This window comes from Pseudomonas sp. NBRC 111132 (genome assembly GCF_001320565.1).
GTDB lineage: Bacteria > Pseudomonadota > Gammaproteobacteria > Pseudomonadales > Pseudomonadaceae > Aquipseudomonas > Aquipseudomonas putida_P.
In genome coordinates this window covers 70,514-85,183 of record NZ_BCBI01000024.1, presented here as the reverse complement: position 1 = coordinate 85,183, position 14,670 = coordinate 70,514, and the positions used below count along the sequence as shown (strand labels likewise).

The following is a 14,670-nucleotide window of genomic DNA, read 5'->3' as shown; positions in this document are numbered from 1 at the left end:
GTACACCCTGCTCGCTCGATCCCATACAACGGTAGACGTACAGGCTTTGCAGGTTTCGCTCGGCAACCCAGGCAACGTGGCCCATGAGGTGTTGCCGGACCTGCTCATCACGGGCAAAAAAGATGCACGCGATCTGGTTCTGTGGTGCAGCCCCTCCGGTACCGTGCGCGGTTTCAACGGGCTCAGCGCGTTCGCCGCCGCCCTGCGCGACGAGCTTTCCGAGCACCATGCGTTCGATACGATGACCTGGGCCTGCGCGGCATTGACCGAAGACCCGTTCGCCTATCAGGCCCGGCAATTGCTCAACGGCCTGCTGCAAAAGATTGACCGGGTGCAGCTTGGCACTATCGAACAGGTTGTTGATCTGGAGCGCGTATTCAGCAAGCTGAGCGACCCCTCATCGATATTCCCGGCGAGCTTTCGTATCGAACGGTCGGCACCCTCGATCACGCTGCCTGACTGGCTTGAAAAAGCCACGGCAACTGACCGCTTCCAATACCACATGGCACTGCTGGAGCTAACGGCAGGGCACATGCTGGCACGCGGTGAAACCTCTCTGGACGGGATCGAAGACTTGCAGCACTACACGGCTCGCCGCCTGCGCGAGCAAATGCGTCATGACTACCCGAACCAGCCGCTTTGCGACCCTGACCAGGTGCAGATCACGATTTCACAAGTCGTGCAGGTGTCCTCCATGGGGCCCGCGAAGCTTGAGTACCTGAAAACCATCAGCCTGACCGAGCTGGCCATCTCACGTTTGCCATTGGGTAGCGACCAGGTGGCTTCGGCGGTTCAACTGGCCGGGCAACAGCCACCCGGCAGTTGGATGGACCTTGATTATGTCGATGCACTGATCACTGCCGTGGATGTCGGAGGCCAGTACCCGAAGTATGTCCACGACCAGTTGCAGACGGGTTCTGACAACGACGAACGTCGCCAGCGCTTTGCTGAAGAATGGCGTGTTGCGCTACTGCTTAGCGCGCTACAGGCCAAGATCACGGGGCAGTTGAACGAGCGCACCTGGCAGGCCGTTGCGGATTTTTGCCGCCGTGAAGCCCATGCCAGTACATCGCTGAAGATGGGGCCACTGTCATTGTGCAGCGTGCCGGGTGGCCCAAAGAACAACCTGGTGCATGGCATGTTCGTCATCGAAGTACCCGCAACTGGGGCCTGGATACTCTACCGGCCCTTGTTTGCCAGGCAGGCCATCAGGCAGTTCGACAGCCGCAGCCAATTGATGACGAGCATTCGGACCGAACACACCCTGCAGCAAGAAGTCCTTGACTGGCTGGATGACGATGCCCGCCCCATTTATGCCAATGATGGTTTCACCCACCCACACTTGCATGCTGGTCTCGCTGAACTGGCCCACCTGTTGGGACCTGGCCCTGGGCTGGCCGCTGATGCCCTCGAGCGCTTGCGAGCACCTGCCACATTGGCTTTCACGCCATGGTCAGGCGATGTGGACAGTTCGATGTACCAGGCCAGGGCGAGCGTTCTCCTGCTACTGGCCTCACGGCAGAGCCTCTCCAATGCCCAGCAACGCTGGGCTTTGGTCGTGCGGCTCGCATGGCTGGCGTTCAACACGGTCACGCCACTGCTGCGTGGGCCGGCAGGTCTGCTGGCTTGGCTGGTGGAAGCCCTGCTCGCCATCAAGGATGACCTGACAGCCTTGACCCAGGGTAGCGACGAAGAAAAGTTGCTCGCCGGTGCCGACATCCTGCTGAACCTGGCCATGCTGCTGGCCCACGGGCCCGGTACTGCCGAGCACGAAGCTGAACTGCCGCTTCAGCCCGAACCGCGCCGTGCTCGCAGCGCAATTGCACAGCAGCCGTCCGAACAGGAAACCTGGCAAGCTCCTGCCGAGCAGTCCCGGCCCGCACCAATCCACATCAGCCAATGGGGCCACGACCAACGGCTCGGCAACCTGCCCCGCGAAGCCCGTGCGGCGCTCGCCACCTTACGCGCCAAGATCAGCCTTAACGAGCAGACTGCGCTGGCCAGCGGCCGTCTGCGGGGCCTGTACAAGGTTGACGACCGCTACTACGTGAAATTGCAGGATGTCGCCTACGAGGTCGAAGAAAGTTGGAGCGGCGTACGCATCATCGGACCGCAGGTCAGTCACAGCGAATGGTCGCAGTCATGGGGTGCAACCCCTGACGGCTACTACATTGTCGGCCGCGAACGCAGCCGCGGCCCTTGGCTGACGCGCTGGAACGGAGAATGGATGCTCGACCTGCACCTGTCGGGCGGTATGCCGAGAACAGCCAAGGCACTGATCGACGAAAAAAAACAAGCGCTGAAGAAAATGCAGGAAGACCGAGCGGCGAATGACAAAAAGCTCACCAACACAGAAATATTCCTCGACGGCTATCTGCAACGGGTAAAGCCATATGACGAGGCATACCTGGCATTTCAGCGATCCCTCGATGCCTACCCCGACACAGCCCTCGACGACCTGCCGGAGGAGCTGCAAGCAAGGCGGCGGGCCCTGCGCACGCTGCGCAACGAGTCACGTGCGAACTTTGATGTGCTCGCCCTCACCTACGAAAAACAGGCCGAGCTGATAAGGAATCAAGCGCAGCTCTTCGCCAGCATGAGTGACCCCAAATACGCCAGATTCGACCCCAACGCAGTGGCCTCCTTCGCCCGTGGGCAATGGTGGGAACAGTTGCTTACCGCCGACTTGCATCAGTTCCACCGACTGCTCGATATGAATGACTATGCCGCACTTAAAGACCAGTCACGTCGGCTCTTGCAGTTACCCTTCGGCCAGGAGCAGGCACAGCTGTACCTGGACTACAGCAAGAAGGTCGAAGCAGCACTGGCCACCCATAGACGCCTCTTCAACGTCAGCCAACGCCTTGACCACAACCTCAGCGAGGCACTGACAGATGGGCAGATCCAGTTCTCTGGCAAACGCAAGAAGCTCGATGTCATCATCAACAACCGGCGATATTCCACACTGATGGTCCGAGCTCAGATCCTGAGCGACCTGTATCAGTTGGTTGTGAGCAGAGATCAGCTAACTGCGGAGGACTTCGAAAGTGTCCTGCTCTCGCATAAAACCCTGCGTAACAAGCCACTGCACGAAGCGCTGCTTAGCCACGACAGCCTGGCTGCAGCCCAGCTGGCCCCAGAAGAACAGAAAGAGCCACTGGAAAGCGCGTTAGGCGAATACAAACTGTCACTGGGCAATGCCGAGTATTTGCTTTCACGCAACATTCCGGCGGTGAACAGCAGCAAACTCAACGAATACATCGCAGAGCTGAATGCACTGATAACCCTGACTGAGCGTGACTTGGCCGCCACTTCTGCCGCGGCCGATCTGCAGGAAACAGCGCTCGAACAGCCGCTGACCCACAAAGTGCGATCTGTGAAACGCAAGGTTATCCGCACCAGCCGGGGCAAATCAGTGGTGGTCGAAGAAACCAAGGACGGCGACGAAGCCGTGCAGGTCGACCCGTTGACCGAAAAAACGGTTGCGCGCTATCAGCAACAAGGTGATCACTGGGAAGCGGTGCCGCAAGCTGCGTCAGCACCCGACTACACGCGCTTGCGCCGCACCGGCGCCGACCTGCTGGCTCAGAAAGATACCAGGATCGCCCACGCCTCCCGCCACCTGGACGGGCCAAACAGCCTGGCGGACCAGCTTGATTTCTACATTCAGGACATGGCAGACATCGCCGACGCGTTGCGCGCCGGCCCGGACCAAGGGCATGCACTGGCCACCAGGCTGGACCTGGCAGTTACCGAAGTGCGGGCAGAAAAAAAGCGCCTCTTGACCACCGCCTACCTGGGCACTCAGCACCCGGACAGCAAGGCCCTGCATTTCCTCCTGGAGGCAAACGAAATCGAGGTCAAGCTCACCAGGGCCCGCAAAAGGCTCAAGGCCAATGACTTTCTGGATGTCTATGACGTTTATCGCCTGGAACCCAGGCAGAAGCTCTGGGAAGCGCATTTCCACTACACCAGCGCAAATGCCAACCCACGGCGCTTTGCCAAAGGCCATTTGAAGTTCCCGAACACCATGAGCCGCGAGGAGCGTTTGCAACGCGCACAGGCCCCGGCAGAGCGATACGAAATCTACCGGGGTGATCTGCGCCTCGAGCAGGTCGAGGACATCATCCCGTTCCCCGATAGCTGAAGGCCGCAGGCGTCAGGCCAGCGCCTTGTCCAGCGCCCGCTCGATTTCACCCTTGATGGTGGCGCTCATCATCGACAGCATCATGCCCAGCTTCAGTTCCACGCGGATGCTGTCATCAAAGATGTGCACACTGCCATTGGCGCCGCTGCGGGCCACATCGACCCGGTCACCGTTCCAGGTGGCCTTGAGGTCATATTCGCGGCTGAGCTTGTCGACCAGCGCTTCGGCCTTGGCGCGGGCGGCATCGCGGCCGAGGGAGTGTTTGCGTTCGACGCTGATCTGGGTCATGCGGGCATTCCTGAAGATGTAGACATAATTGGCATTATGCCCGCCCCTGCCCACTGGCACACCCCGCCAAGACAAATCCGCCCGTTCGCCCTAGAATGGCGGTAATTTTTTTCGGTGAAGCGATATGAACGACCAGCGCAAAGGCGACCACGCCGAACCCACCACTCATTTTGGCTACCAGGACGTGCCTGAAAGCCAGAAGGCGAAGAAAGTCGCCGAAGTGTTCCACTCGGTAGCCGCCAAGTACGACCTGATGAACGACGTGCTGTCCGGCGGCATGCACCGGCTGTGGAAGCGCTTTACCATCGAGCTGTCGGGTGTGCGCAGCGGCAACCGCGTACTGGACATTGCCGGCGGCACCGGTGACCTGGCGGCCAAGTTCTCGCGCCTGGTAGGCCCGACCGGGCAAGTGGTACTGGCCGACATCAACGATTCGATGCTCAAGGTTGGCCGTGACCGCCTGCTTGACCGTGGTGTGGCCGGCAACATCGAGTTCGTCCAGGCCGACGCCGAAAAGCTGCCGTTCCCGGACAACCACTTCGACTGCGTGACCATCGCCTTCGGCCTGCGCAACGTCACCCACAAAGACGAAGCCATCCGTTCGATGTTGCGCGTGCTCAAGCCCGGTGGCCGCCTGTTGATCCTGGAGTTCTCCAAGCCGACCAACAAGCTGATGTCCAGGGCCTACGACGCTTACTCGTTCGCCTTCATGCCGCTGGCCGGCAAGCTGATCACCAATGACGCCGAGAGCTACCGTTACCTCGCCGAGTCGATCCGCATGCACCCGGACCAGGAAACCCTCAAGAGCATGATGGTCGAGGCCGGCTTCGACCGCGTCACCTACCACAACATGACCAGCGGTATCGTTGCCGTACACCGGGGGATCAAGCCCTGATGCTGCTGGCCGGGCTGCTCGCCAGCGTCGAACATGGCCTGAACCGCGTCCTGCGCATGGACAGCACGGCCCTGCCGCGCCTGGCCGCGCTGGAAGGCAAGGTCATCGAGATCGACTGCCGCCAACCGGCCCTGCAGGTGTTCATCCTGCCCGATGAAGACGGCCTGATGCTCGCCGCCCACTGGGAGGGCGAAGTCGACTGCAGCCTGCGTGCCCCGGCTGGCAGCCTGGCGCAGCTGGCCCTGGCCAGGGACAAGACCGCTGTGCTGCACAGCCCGCAGGTCGAGCTGCATGGCGACAGTGCCGTACTGCTCGACCTGTTCGGCGTGCTGCAGGACCTGGAGCTGGACTGGGAGCACGAGCTGCAACGCTGGCTCGGCCCCGTCGCCACGGCCATGCTGGCCGGCCATATCCGCCTGCGTGCACGCTGGACCCGCCAAGGCCTGGCACGTTTCAGCCAGAACCTGTCCGAGTACCTGGCCGAAGAGTCCCGCACCCTGGTCGGCAAGCGCGAAGCCGAAGCCGCCTTCAGCGAACTCGATGCCCTGAAGCTCGATACAGAACGCCTCGAGGCGCGCCTCAAGCGCCTCTCCCGATCCCTTGATACCAGCGATAACGCATGAAGCTGCTCGCCGTCCGCCGTCTTTTTCGCATCCAGCGTGTGGTGATCCGCTACCGTCTCGATGACCTGTTGTTCGAACAGCCACTGCTGCCTTGGTGGCTGGCCAGCCTGCGCCTGCTGATGCCGTGGCGCTGGCTGCCACGCAAGCCCACCGAACTCAGCCGTGGCGCGCGCCTGCGCCTGGCGCTGCAGGACCTGGGGCCGATCTTCATCAAGTTCGGCCAACTGCTGTCCACCCGCCGCGACCTGCTGCCCACCGACATCGCCGACGAGTTGATGCTGCTGCAGGACCGTGTGCCACCGTTCGACCCGCAAAAAGCCGTGGCGTTGATCGAGGAACAGCTCGGTGCAAAAGTCGGCGAGGTGTTCAGCCGCTTTGACGTCGAGCCACTGGCCTCGGCCTCGGTGGCCCAGGTACATGCCGCCCGCCTGAAAACCGGTGAAGAGGTGGTGGTCAAGGTGGTACGCCCGGGCCTGAAGCCGGTCATCGCCCAGGACTTGGCCTGGCTGTTCCTGATCGCCAAGGCCGCCGAGCGAGCCTCGGCCGATGCCCGTCGCCTGCACCCGGTGGAAATCGTCGGCGACTACGAAAAGACCATCTACGACGAACTCGACCTGCTGCGCGAGGCGGCCAACGCCAGCCAGCTGCGACGCAACTTCGAAGGCTCCGAGCTGATGTACGTGCCCCAGGTGTACTGGGACCTGTGCCGCCCCAAGGTGCTGGTAATGGAGCGCATCTACGGCGTACCGGTAACCGACATGGTCACCCTGGCCGACCAGCGCACCGACATGAAGCTGCTGGCCGAGCGTGGCGTGGAGGTGTTCTTCACCCAGGTGTTCCGCGACAGCTTCTTCCACGCCGACATGCACCCCGGCAACATCTTCGTCAGCACGGTCAAACCGTGGAGCCCGCAGTACATCGCCATCGACTGCGGCATCGTCGGCAGCCTGACCGCCGAGGACCAGGACTACCTGGCGCGCAACCTGATTGCCTTCTTCAAGCGTGATTACCGCCGCGTCGCCCAGTTGCACATCGATTCGGGCTGGGTGCCGGCGCACACCAAGGTCAACGAGTTCGAAGCGGCGATCCGCACCGTGTGCGAGCCGATCTTCGAAAAACCGTTAAAGGATATTTCCTTCGGCCAGGTGCTGATGCGCCTGTTCCAGACCGCGCGGCGCTTCAACATGGAAGTACAACCGCAGCTGGTACTGCTGCAGAAGACCCTGCTCAACATCGAAGGGCTGGGCCGCCAGCTGTACCCTGACCTGGACCTGTGGAGCACCGCCAAACCGTTCCTTGAACGCTGGATGCGCGATCGCTACAGCCCAAAGGCCGTGTTCGGCAACATTCATGGGCAGGTCGAGCAGTTGCCGCACCTGGCCAACATGGCCCGCGACCTGCTCGAACGCCTGTCGCAGCCGCACCTGAACGACCCGCAACTGCCGGAGCGTCGCCGCCAGGGTGACCGCTGGGCACTGCGCCTGCTGGGTGCCGGCCTGCTCGGCGGTGGTGCGGTATTGGCCGCAGGCGCCGCCGAGGCCGCGAGCCTGGCCGCCCCTGCTGCCTGGCCGGCCTGGCTGATGCTGGCCGCCGGCCTTTACCTGATCGTGCGCCAATAGCCAGCCGCGCCCGTGGCTGGCACACTAGCGCAAAGGGCCCGGTACAGGAGCGGGCCCGCTTTGGAGTCGACGATGAAAGACTGGCTGGACGAGATCAAGTGGAACAGCGATGGCCTGGTACCGGCGATCGCCCAGGACCACAAGACCGGACGCGTGCTGATGATGGCCTGGATGAACCGTGAATCGCTGGCCCTGACCGCCACCGAGCAACGCGCCATCTACTGGTCGCGTTCGCGCGGCAAGCTGTGGCGCAAAGGCGAGGAATCCGGGCACGTGCAAAAACTGCATGAGCTGCGCCTGGACTGCGACGCCGACGTGATCATCCTGATGGTCGAGCAACTGGGCCATATCGCCTGCCATACCGGCCGTGAAAGCTGCTTCTACCGCGTGTATGAAGACGGCCAGTGGAAAATCGTCGACCCGGTCCTGAAGGACCCGGATGCCATCTACAGCGCAGGACACTGACATGAGCGACACCCTCAACCGCCTGGCCGAAGTGCTTGAAGAACGCAAGCACGCGGCGCCTGACAGCTCCTATGTGGCCAGCCTGTACCACAAGGGCCTGAACAAGATTCTCGAAAAGCTCGGCGAAGAGTCGGTCGAAACGATCATTGCTGCCAAGGATGCCGAGCACAGCAAGGATTACAGCGATGTCATCTACGAAACCGCCGACCTGTGGTTTCATAGCCTGGTGATGCTCAGCGCACTGGGCCAGCATCCACAAGCCGTACTCGATGAGCTGGAGCGCCGTTTCGGGCTTTCCGGGCACGATGAAAAGGCCGCGCGTCAGCCCTCGGCTTGAGCACAAAGCATTCTAGGAGAGCACCATGGGTATTTTTGACTGGAAACACTGGATCGTCCTGCTGGTCGTCGTGGTCCTGGTGTTCGGCACCAAGAAGCTGAAAAATTTCGGCAGCGACCTGGGCGAATCGATCAAGGGCTTCCGCAAGGCCATGAACGAAGAAGAGACCAAGCCGGCCGAGCAAACGCCGCCGCCTGCCCAGCCCGTGCCACCGGTGCAAAACACCGCGCAGCCGCAGCAAGGCCACACCATCGATGGCCAGGCCCAACCGGTCCAAGAGCCGCAGCGGAAAGACTGACCCATGTTCGGCATCAGTTTCAGCGAGCTGCTGCTCGTAGGCCTGGTCGCCCTGCTGGTGCTCGGCCCCGAGCGCTTGCCGGGTGCCGCACGCACGGCAGGGCTGTGGATCGGCCGGCTCAAGCGCAGCTTCAACAGCATCAAGATGGAAGTGGAGCGCGAGATCGGCGCTGACGACATCCGCCGGCAGCTGCACAACGAGCACATCCTGCAGATGGAAGAGGAAGCCAAGCGCATCCTCAACCCGCTGACGCCACCCGCGCAGCCGCCGGTAACCACGGCCAGCGTGCAGCCGCCTGCCGGGCTCGAAGCCAGGCCGGTCGAAGCACCTGCCGCCCCGGTCGCACCTTCTGAACCGCCTCAACCGCCGCGAGCCCCATGAGCGAGAATCCGGAACACGACCAGCCTATGCCGCTGGTTTCGCACCTGACCGAACTGCGCACCCGCCTGCTGCGCTGCGTTGCCGTCATTTTCCTGATCTTTGCCGGGCTGTTCTCCTTCGCCCAGCAGATCTACACCCTGGTCTCGGCGCCTCTGCGCGACCATTTGCCGGCCAACGCGACGATGATCGCCACCGACGTGGCCTCGCCGTTCCTCACGCCGTTCAAGCTGACCATGATCGTGTCGCTGTTCCTGGCCATCCCGTTCATTCTCCAGCAGATCTGGGGCTTTATCGCGCCAGGGCTGTACCGCCATGAAAAACGCATTGCCATTCCACTGCTGGTGTCGAGCATTCTGTTGTTCTACGCCGGTATGGCCTTTGCCTATTTCCTGGTGTTCCCGCTGATGTTCAAGTTCTTTGCCGCCGCCACCCCGGCAGGCGTGGCAATGATGACCGACATCGCCAACTACCTCGACTTCGTGATGACGCTGTTCTTCGCCTTTGGCGTTGCCTTCGAAATCCCGGTGGCGGTGGTGCTGCTGGTGTGGATCGGCGTGGTCGACGTGAAGTACCTGAAGAAGATCCGCCCCTACGTGATCATCGGCTGTTTCGTGGTCGGCATGGTCCTCACCCCGCCGGACATCTTCTCCCAGACTTTGCTGGCCGTGCCCATGTGGCTGCTGTTCGAGGTCGGTGTGCTGTGCGGCAGCCTGATCCGCAAGCGTAGTGCCCACGACGAAGAAGCCAACGACCACAACGACCAGCCACCTGCGACCCAACCGTGAACCTGTTGCTTCTTGAAGAGGCCGACTTCGTCTCGGCCGACCGCGTCGTTCTCGCCGACCGACGCTTCATCCACATGCAGGAAATCCATCGCGTGGCGGTGGGTGACAACCTGCGCGTGGGCCGCATCAACGGCCTGATGGGCAAAGCCACGGTGCTGCGCCTGGAAAAGCACGAAGCCGAACTTGAAGTAGCCTTCGACCAGCCACCACCGGCCAAGCTGCCATTAACCCTCATATTGGCGGTGCCGCGGCCCAAAATGCTGCGGCGGCTGTTCCAGACCGTGGCCACCCTCGGCGTATCACGGCTGATCCTGGTAAACAGCTACAAGGTCGAGAAAAGCTTCTGGCAAACGCCTTTCCTGCAGCCCGAGAGCATTCGCGAAAACCTGATCCTCGGCCTGGAACAGGCGCGGGACACGGTGCTGCCCGAGGTGATCATCGAGAAACGTTTCAAGCCTTTCGTCGAAGATCGGCTACCCGCCATCGCCACTGGCACCCTGGGCCTGGTCGGCCACCCCGGCCCCTACCCCGCCTGCCCGCGTGCCGTGGAGCAAGCCGTAACCCTGGCCATTGGCCCCGAGGGCGGCTGGATCCCCTACGAAATCGAGCTGCTGGGCAAGGCTGGGCTGGCACCGGTGCAACTGGGTGATCGTATCCTACGGGTAGAGACCGCCGTCACCGCGCTGCTTTCGCGTATTTTCTGACGTAAACGCCCCTTTTTCACCCATCAAGTTTCCCTCCCCGGGGCCGATGGCCTTGGCAACACAACAACTATTTGTGCTGCCAAGCCGCCGGGGAGTCGTACATGTATCAATGGTTAGCCCAATCGCTGGGCAATGTGAGCGTCAATCGCAAATTGGGGCTGGGCTTCGGCCTGGTGCTGCTGTTGACCTTGGCCATTACCCTGGCCGGCTGGCACGGCATGGACAGCATCATCGACCGTGGCGACAAGCTGGGTAACATCTCGGTCATCCAGCAGTACACCCAGGAACTGCGCATTGCCCGCCAGCATTACGAGCGCCGCAGTGATGATGCGTCGGTGGCCGAGCTGGAAAAAGCCCTGGCCAACCTCGACCGCCAGGTGCAGCTGATGCTCGGGCAGATCGAACACCCCGCCGACCGCCAGCGCCTGGAGCAGCAGCGTGAGGCTGTGCGCATCTACCAGCAGGCATTCAACGAGCTGAAGCAGGCCGGCCAGCGCCGCGAGGCCAGCCGTAGTGTGCTTGGCGACAGCGCCGACAAGGCCGCAGAGCTGATCGGCCGCGTGCAGCGGGGCCTGCTGCAAGGTGGAGATATCAACCAGTACCAGCACGCTGTGGAGGTGAACGCCCTGCTCCAGCAAGCCCGCTTCCAGGTGCGTGGCTACACCTACAGCGGCAATGCCGAGTTCCAGCAAACGGCGCTGAAGGCCATCGACCAGGCCCTGGCCGAGCTGCGCGCATTGCCGGCCAAAGTGTCGGCCGAACATGCCGCCGGCCTCGACGATGCTGCCACTGCCATGGGCGGCTACCGCGATGCGGTCACCCAGTTCGGCAATGCCCAGGCCGCCAGCGAGCAGGCCCTGCAGCACATGGCCGAGCAAGGTACGCTGCTGCTGCAGACCAGCCAGGCGATGACCACATCGCAGACCGAGGTACGTGACGCAGGCGCAGCCCAGGCCAAGACCCTGCTCGCCGTGGCCACGGTGCTGGCCCTAGCCCTCGGCCTGCTGGCCGCCTGGGCCATTACCCGGCAGATCATCATCCCCCTGCGCCAAACCTTGCGCGCCGCCGAGCGCGTGGCCAGTGGCGACCTGACCCAGAACCTGCAAGTGCAACGTCGCGACGAACTGGGCCAGTTGCAGGCCAGCATGCAGCGCATGACCCAAGGCTTGCGGGAACTGATCGGCGGCATTGGCGACGGCGTCACGCAGATCGCCAGCGCTGCCGAGCAACTGTCGGCCGTCACCGAGCAGACCAGCGCCGGGGTCAACAACCAGAAGGTCGAAACCGACCAAGTGGCGACTGCCATGAACCAGATGACGGCCACCGTGCACGAAGTAGCGCGCAATGCCGAACAGGCCTCGGAAGCCGCCTTGATGGCCGACCAGCAGGCCCGTGAAGGCGACCGGGTGGTGGGCGAAGCGGTGGCGCAGATCGAGCGCCTGGCGGGCGAAGTGATCAACTCCAGCGAAGCGATGAACCAGCTCAAGGCCGAAAGCGACAAAATCGGCAGCGTGCTCGACGTGATCAAGTCGGTGGCCCAGCAAACCAACCTGCTGGCCCTCAACGCGGCGATCGAAGCCGCCCGCGCCGGTGAGGCCGGGCGTGGCTTTGCCGTGGTGGCCGACGAAGTGCGCAGCCTGGCCCAACGCACCCAGCAGTCGACTGAAGAGATTGAAGAGCTGATTGCCGGCCTGCAAAGCGGCACCCAACGGGTGGCCAGCGTGATGGACAACAGCCGCCAACTGACCGACAGCAGCGTCGAGCTGACCCGCCGCGCCGGCAGCTCGCTGGAAACCATCACCCGTACCGTGTCGTCGATTCAGGCGATGAACCAGCAGATTGCCACGGCGGCAGAGGAACAGACAGCCGTGGCCGAGGAGATCAACCGCAGCGTGATGAATGTGCGGGATATTTCTGACCAGACCTCGGCGGCCAGCGAAGAGACGGCCAGCTCCAGCGTTGAGCTGGCGCGGCTGGGGACCCACCTGCAGGGGCTGGTGGGGCGGTTCAAGCTCTGAGCTGAGAGGTGGTTCGCCTGTACAGGCGAACCATCCTACATGCAGCAGTGAAATTTCCTACCTGATTATCAGGTCAAGTCCTACAACTCCGCTGCCGATTGGCAGGAATGTGATGCCGGCAATACGCCTGCATGCATTTTCCCAATCGCTCGGAGATTCCCCATGCTCGGCTACCTCAACCGCAAGCTCGGCAACATCAGTGTCGCTGCCAAGCTGGCCCTCGGCTTCGCCGTGGTCCTGTTACTCACCCTGGCCACCACACTCAGTGGCTGGCGCGCCCTGGATGGCGCGATCGTGCGCTCGCAGCAGCTCGGCGAAATAAACCTGATCAACGACCTGGGCAAAGACCTGCGCGCAGAACGCATCACCTACCGCGTGCTCAGCGACGACACCAGCAAAACGCGCATGACCGGCATCTTCGACCAGCTCGAAAACCTCCTGACCACGTTGCAGCATCGCAGCAGCATCGATGAATCACGGCAGTTGCTGGCTAAAGACCTGGCATTGTTGCAGCGCATGCGCAGCGACTTCAGCGAACTGCAGCAATACGTCGCCAAGCGTACTGGCTTGCGTAAGGCCATGCAGATACAGGAGCAGAAACTCAACGAGGCGATCGACGAACTGCAAACCCAGGCTTTACTGAAGATGCCTGCAGACAGCCAGCAAAACGGTGTACTGGGGCTGATGGACACCCTCACCCGGCATGTCGACGGGGCCAACCAGCAAAGCCTGGTGCCGGCCTATACCTTCGATCCGGTCGAGGATTTCGCCAAAGTCGGCGACAACGCCCTGGATGCCGCCAACAGTAGCCTCGGGCAACTGCTTGCAGGCCTCGCGCCGCTGGGCTTGCCACGCGCAGTCAGCGAGCAGCCTGGTGTCGAGCTGGCCAAGTACCGCGCCAGCCTTGAGCAGTACCGCCACGCCGCCGTACGTGTCGAGCAGTTGCAGAACAACCTGGACATCATGGGCACCGAGCTGCGCGCGACGAGCCTCGAACTGGGCAAACGCAAGGTCGAACAACGCGACAGTGAGGCCCTGGCCGCCCGCTCGCTGCTGACCAGCGTTGCGCTGATGGCACTGGTGGTAGGGGTATTGGCCGCCTGGCTGATCACCGTGCAGATCACCCAACCGTTGCGCCAGACACTCGCCGTGGCCGCGCGTATCGCCAAGGGTGACCTGAGCCAGGTTGACGCAGTGCACCGCCGCGACGAAATGGGCCAGCTGCAAACCAGCATGCGCCAGATGACCTTGAGCCTGCGCGAACTGATCGGTGGCATCGACCAGGGTGTCGGCCAACTGTCACAGGCCGCCACTCAGTTGGCGGCCAGTAGCGAGGACACCAAGCTGCGCATCAACCAACAGCGCGAAGAGACCGACCAAGTGGCCACCGCCATGAACCAGATGAGCGCCACCGTGCAGGAAGTGGCACAGAACGCCGAGCAGGCCTCGCTGGCCGCGAGCAACGCCGACCAGCAGGCACAACTGGGCGACCGAGTGGTGGCAGAGGCCATCGGCCGTATCGAACAACTGGCCGGGCAGATGGACCATTGCCTGGCGGCCATGCAACACCTGGCGGGCGAGAGCCAGCGCATTGGCAGCATCCTCGACGTGATCAAGTCGGTATCCGAACAGACCAACCTGCTGGCCCTGAACGCGGCGATCGAAGCTGCACGGGCGGGAGAAGCCGGGCGTGGCTTTGCCGTGGTGGCCGATGAAGTGCGGGGCCTGGCCCAGCGCACCTCGACGGCGACCGAGGAGATTGGCCAGTTGATCGACAGCCTGCACAACGGTACCGACGAAGTGACCCGCCTGCTGGACAGCAGCAAGAGCCTGACCGAGCAAAGCGTGGAGCTGAGCCGCAAGGCCGGGCAGGCGTTGGGCCAGATAACCGATACGGTGTCGAGCATTCAGGGCATGAACCAGCAAATCGCCACGGCCAGTGAAGAACAGAGCCTGGTGGCCGAGCAGATCAACCGCAGTGTGATCAACGTGCGGGATGTGTCGGATCAGACCAGTGCGGCCAGTGAACAGACGGCGGCTTCGAGCGGGGAGCTGGAGCAGCTGGGGCAGCAGTTGCGGGGGATGGTGGGGCGGTTCAACATCTGAAATT

The 14,670-nt window shown here is 62.5% G+C and carries 13 protein-coding genes and 2 pseudogenes; 14 read left to right on the top strand and 1 reads right to left on the bottom strand.

Translation table 11 applies throughout. The features are described from left to right. Window positions 1-46: 46 nt before the first annotated feature. Window positions 47-4,147 (top strand): DUF6543 domain-containing protein, encoded by a 4,101-nt coding sequence (locus APH35_RS13860; protein ID WP_256213765.1) that lies wholly within the window; start codon window positions 47-49, stop codon window positions 4,145-4,147. Between the two features lie 12 nt (window positions 4,148-4,159). Here the strand turns inward: APH35_RS13860 and APH35_RS13855 are convergent, their stop codons facing one another. Continuing rightward, a complete protein-coding gene (locus tag APH35_RS13855; protein ID WP_012274567.1) occupies window positions 4,160-4,435 on the bottom strand; it encodes a polyhydroxyalkanoic acid system family protein in 276 nt (91 codons plus the stop codon). Between the two features lie 124 nt (window positions 4,436-4,559). Here APH35_RS13855 and ubiE point away from each other — a divergent pair, with 124 nt between their 5' ends. The 13 genes and pseudogenes from ubiE to APH35_RS29735 all read left to right on the top strand — a co-directional run bounded on the left by ubiE (window position 4,560) and on the right by APH35_RS29735 (window position 14,666). Then, entirely contained in the window at window positions 4,560-5,330 is a 771-nt protein-coding gene (ubiE, locus tag APH35_RS13850; RefSeq protein WP_012274568.1) for a bifunctional demethylmenaquinone methyltransferase/2-methoxy-6-polyprenyl-1,4-benzoquinol methylase UbiE, read from the top strand. After that, window positions 5,330-5,953: a ubiquinone biosynthesis accessory factor UbiJ gene (locus APH35_RS13845; protein ID WP_012274569.1), complete on the top strand. Its 624-nt coding sequence runs from the start codon at window positions 5,330-5,332 to the stop codon at window positions 5,951-5,953. The genes ubiE and APH35_RS13845 overlap by 1 nt, the downstream gene beginning before the upstream one ends. Beyond that, complete coding sequence (gene ubiB, locus APH35_RS13840; RefSeq protein WP_012274570.1) at window positions 5,950-7,572, top strand: ubiquinone biosynthesis regulatory protein kinase UbiB; 1,623 nt, start codon at window positions 5,950-5,952, stop codon at window positions 7,570-7,572. The genes APH35_RS13845 and ubiB overlap by 4 nt, the downstream gene beginning before the upstream one ends. A gap of 72 nt (window positions 7,573-7,644) precedes the next feature. Then, window positions 7,645-8,037 carry a phosphoribosyl-AMP cyclohydrolase gene (hisI, locus tag APH35_RS13835; RefSeq protein ID WP_012274571.1) on the top strand — a complete coding sequence of 131 codons (393 nt, stop codon included), beginning with the start codon at window positions 7,645-7,647 and terminating at the stop codon, window positions 8,035-8,037. 1 nt (window position 8,038) lies between these two features. Then, entirely contained in the window at window positions 8,039-8,374 is a 336-nt protein-coding gene (locus APH35_RS13830) for a phosphoribosyl-ATP diphosphatase (RefSeq protein WP_012274572.1), read from the top strand. 25 nt (window positions 8,375-8,399) lie between these two features. Further along, a complete protein-coding gene (locus APH35_RS13825; RefSeq protein WP_012274573.1) occupies window positions 8,400-8,672 on the top strand; it encodes a twin-arginine translocase TatA/TatE family subunit in 273 nt (90 codons plus the stop codon). A 3-nt stretch (window positions 8,673-8,675) separates the two neighbouring features. After that, window positions 8,676-9,053 carry a Sec-independent protein translocase protein TatB gene (gene tatB / locus APH35_RS13820; RefSeq protein WP_012274574.1) on the top strand — a complete coding sequence of 126 codons (378 nt, stop codon included), beginning with the start codon at window positions 8,676-8,678 and terminating at the stop codon, window positions 9,051-9,053. Continuing rightward, on the top strand, window positions 9,050-9,838 hold the full coding sequence (gene tatC / locus APH35_RS13815) for a twin-arginine translocase subunit TatC (RefSeq protein WP_012274575.1): 789 nt from the start codon (window positions 9,050-9,052) through the stop codon (window positions 9,836-9,838). The genes tatB and tatC overlap by 4 nt, the downstream gene beginning before the upstream one ends. Then, on the top strand, window positions 9,835-10,542 hold the full coding sequence (locus APH35_RS13810) for a 16S rRNA (uracil(1498)-N(3))-methyltransferase (protein ID WP_012274576.1): 708 nt from the start codon (window positions 9,835-9,837) through the stop codon (window positions 10,540-10,542). The genes tatC and APH35_RS13810 overlap by 4 nt, the downstream gene beginning before the upstream one ends. Before the next feature lie 101 nt (window positions 10,543-10,643). Then, window positions 10,644-11,705 (top strand): annotated as a pseudogene (locus tag APH35_RS29750) (methyl-accepting chemotaxis protein); the annotation flags it as partial. Further along, window positions 11,688-12,560 carry a methyl-accepting chemotaxis protein gene (locus tag APH35_RS29745; protein WP_371039675.1) on the top strand — a complete coding sequence of 291 codons (873 nt, stop codon included), beginning with the start codon at window positions 11,688-11,690 and terminating at the stop codon, window positions 12,558-12,560. The pseudogene APH35_RS29750 and the gene APH35_RS29745, both read left to right, overlap by 18 nt. Before the next feature lie 162 nt (window positions 12,561-12,722). After that, window positions 12,723-13,811 (top strand): annotated as a pseudogene (locus APH35_RS29740) (methyl-accepting chemotaxis protein); the annotation flags it as partial. Then, on the top strand, window positions 13,794-14,666 hold the full coding sequence (locus APH35_RS29735) for a methyl-accepting chemotaxis protein (protein WP_374701336.1): 873 nt from the start codon (window positions 13,794-13,796) through the stop codon (window positions 14,664-14,666). The pseudogene APH35_RS29740 and the gene APH35_RS29735, both read left to right, overlap by 18 nt. Window positions 14,667-14,670 lie beyond the last annotated feature (4 nt).

Coding starts and splice junctions, on each gene's coding strand:
- tatB (WP_012274574.1), top strand. CDS start 8,676: ATGTTCGGCATCAGTTTCAGCGAGCTGCTGCTCGTAGGCCTGGTCGCC.
- APH35_RS29745 (WP_371039675.1), top strand. CDS start 11,688: ATGCAGCGCATGACCCAAGGCTTGCGGGAACTGATCGGCGGCATTGGC.
- ubiB (WP_012274570.1), top strand. CDS start 5,950: ATGAAGCTGCTCGCCGTCCGCCGTCTTTTTCGCATCCAGCGTGTGGTG.
- tatC (WP_012274575.1), top strand. CDS start 9,050: ATGAGCGAGAATCCGGAACACGACCAGCCTATGCCGCTGGTTTCGCAC.
- APH35_RS13845 (WP_012274569.1), top strand. CDS start 5,330: ATGCTGCTGGCCGGGCTGCTCGCCAGCGTCGAACATGGCCTGAACCGC.
- APH35_RS29735 (WP_374701336.1), top strand. CDS start 13,794: ATGCGCCAGATGACCTTGAGCCTGCGCGAACTGATCGGTGGCATCGAC.
- hisI (WP_012274571.1), top strand. CDS start 7,645: ATGAAAGACTGGCTGGACGAGATCAAGTGGAACAGCGATGGCCTGGTA.
- APH35_RS13825 (WP_012274573.1), top strand. CDS start 8,400: ATGGGTATTTTTGACTGGAAACACTGGATCGTCCTGCTGGTCGTCGTG.
- ubiE (WP_012274568.1), top strand. CDS start 4,560: ATGAACGACCAGCGCAAAGGCGACCACGCCGAACCCACCACTCATTTT.
- APH35_RS13855 (WP_012274567.1), bottom strand. CDS start 4,435: ATGACCCAGATCAGCGTCGAACGCAAACACTCCCTCGGCCGCGATGCC.
- APH35_RS13830 (WP_012274572.1), top strand. CDS start 8,039: ATGAGCGACACCCTCAACCGCCTGGCCGAAGTGCTTGAAGAACGCAAG.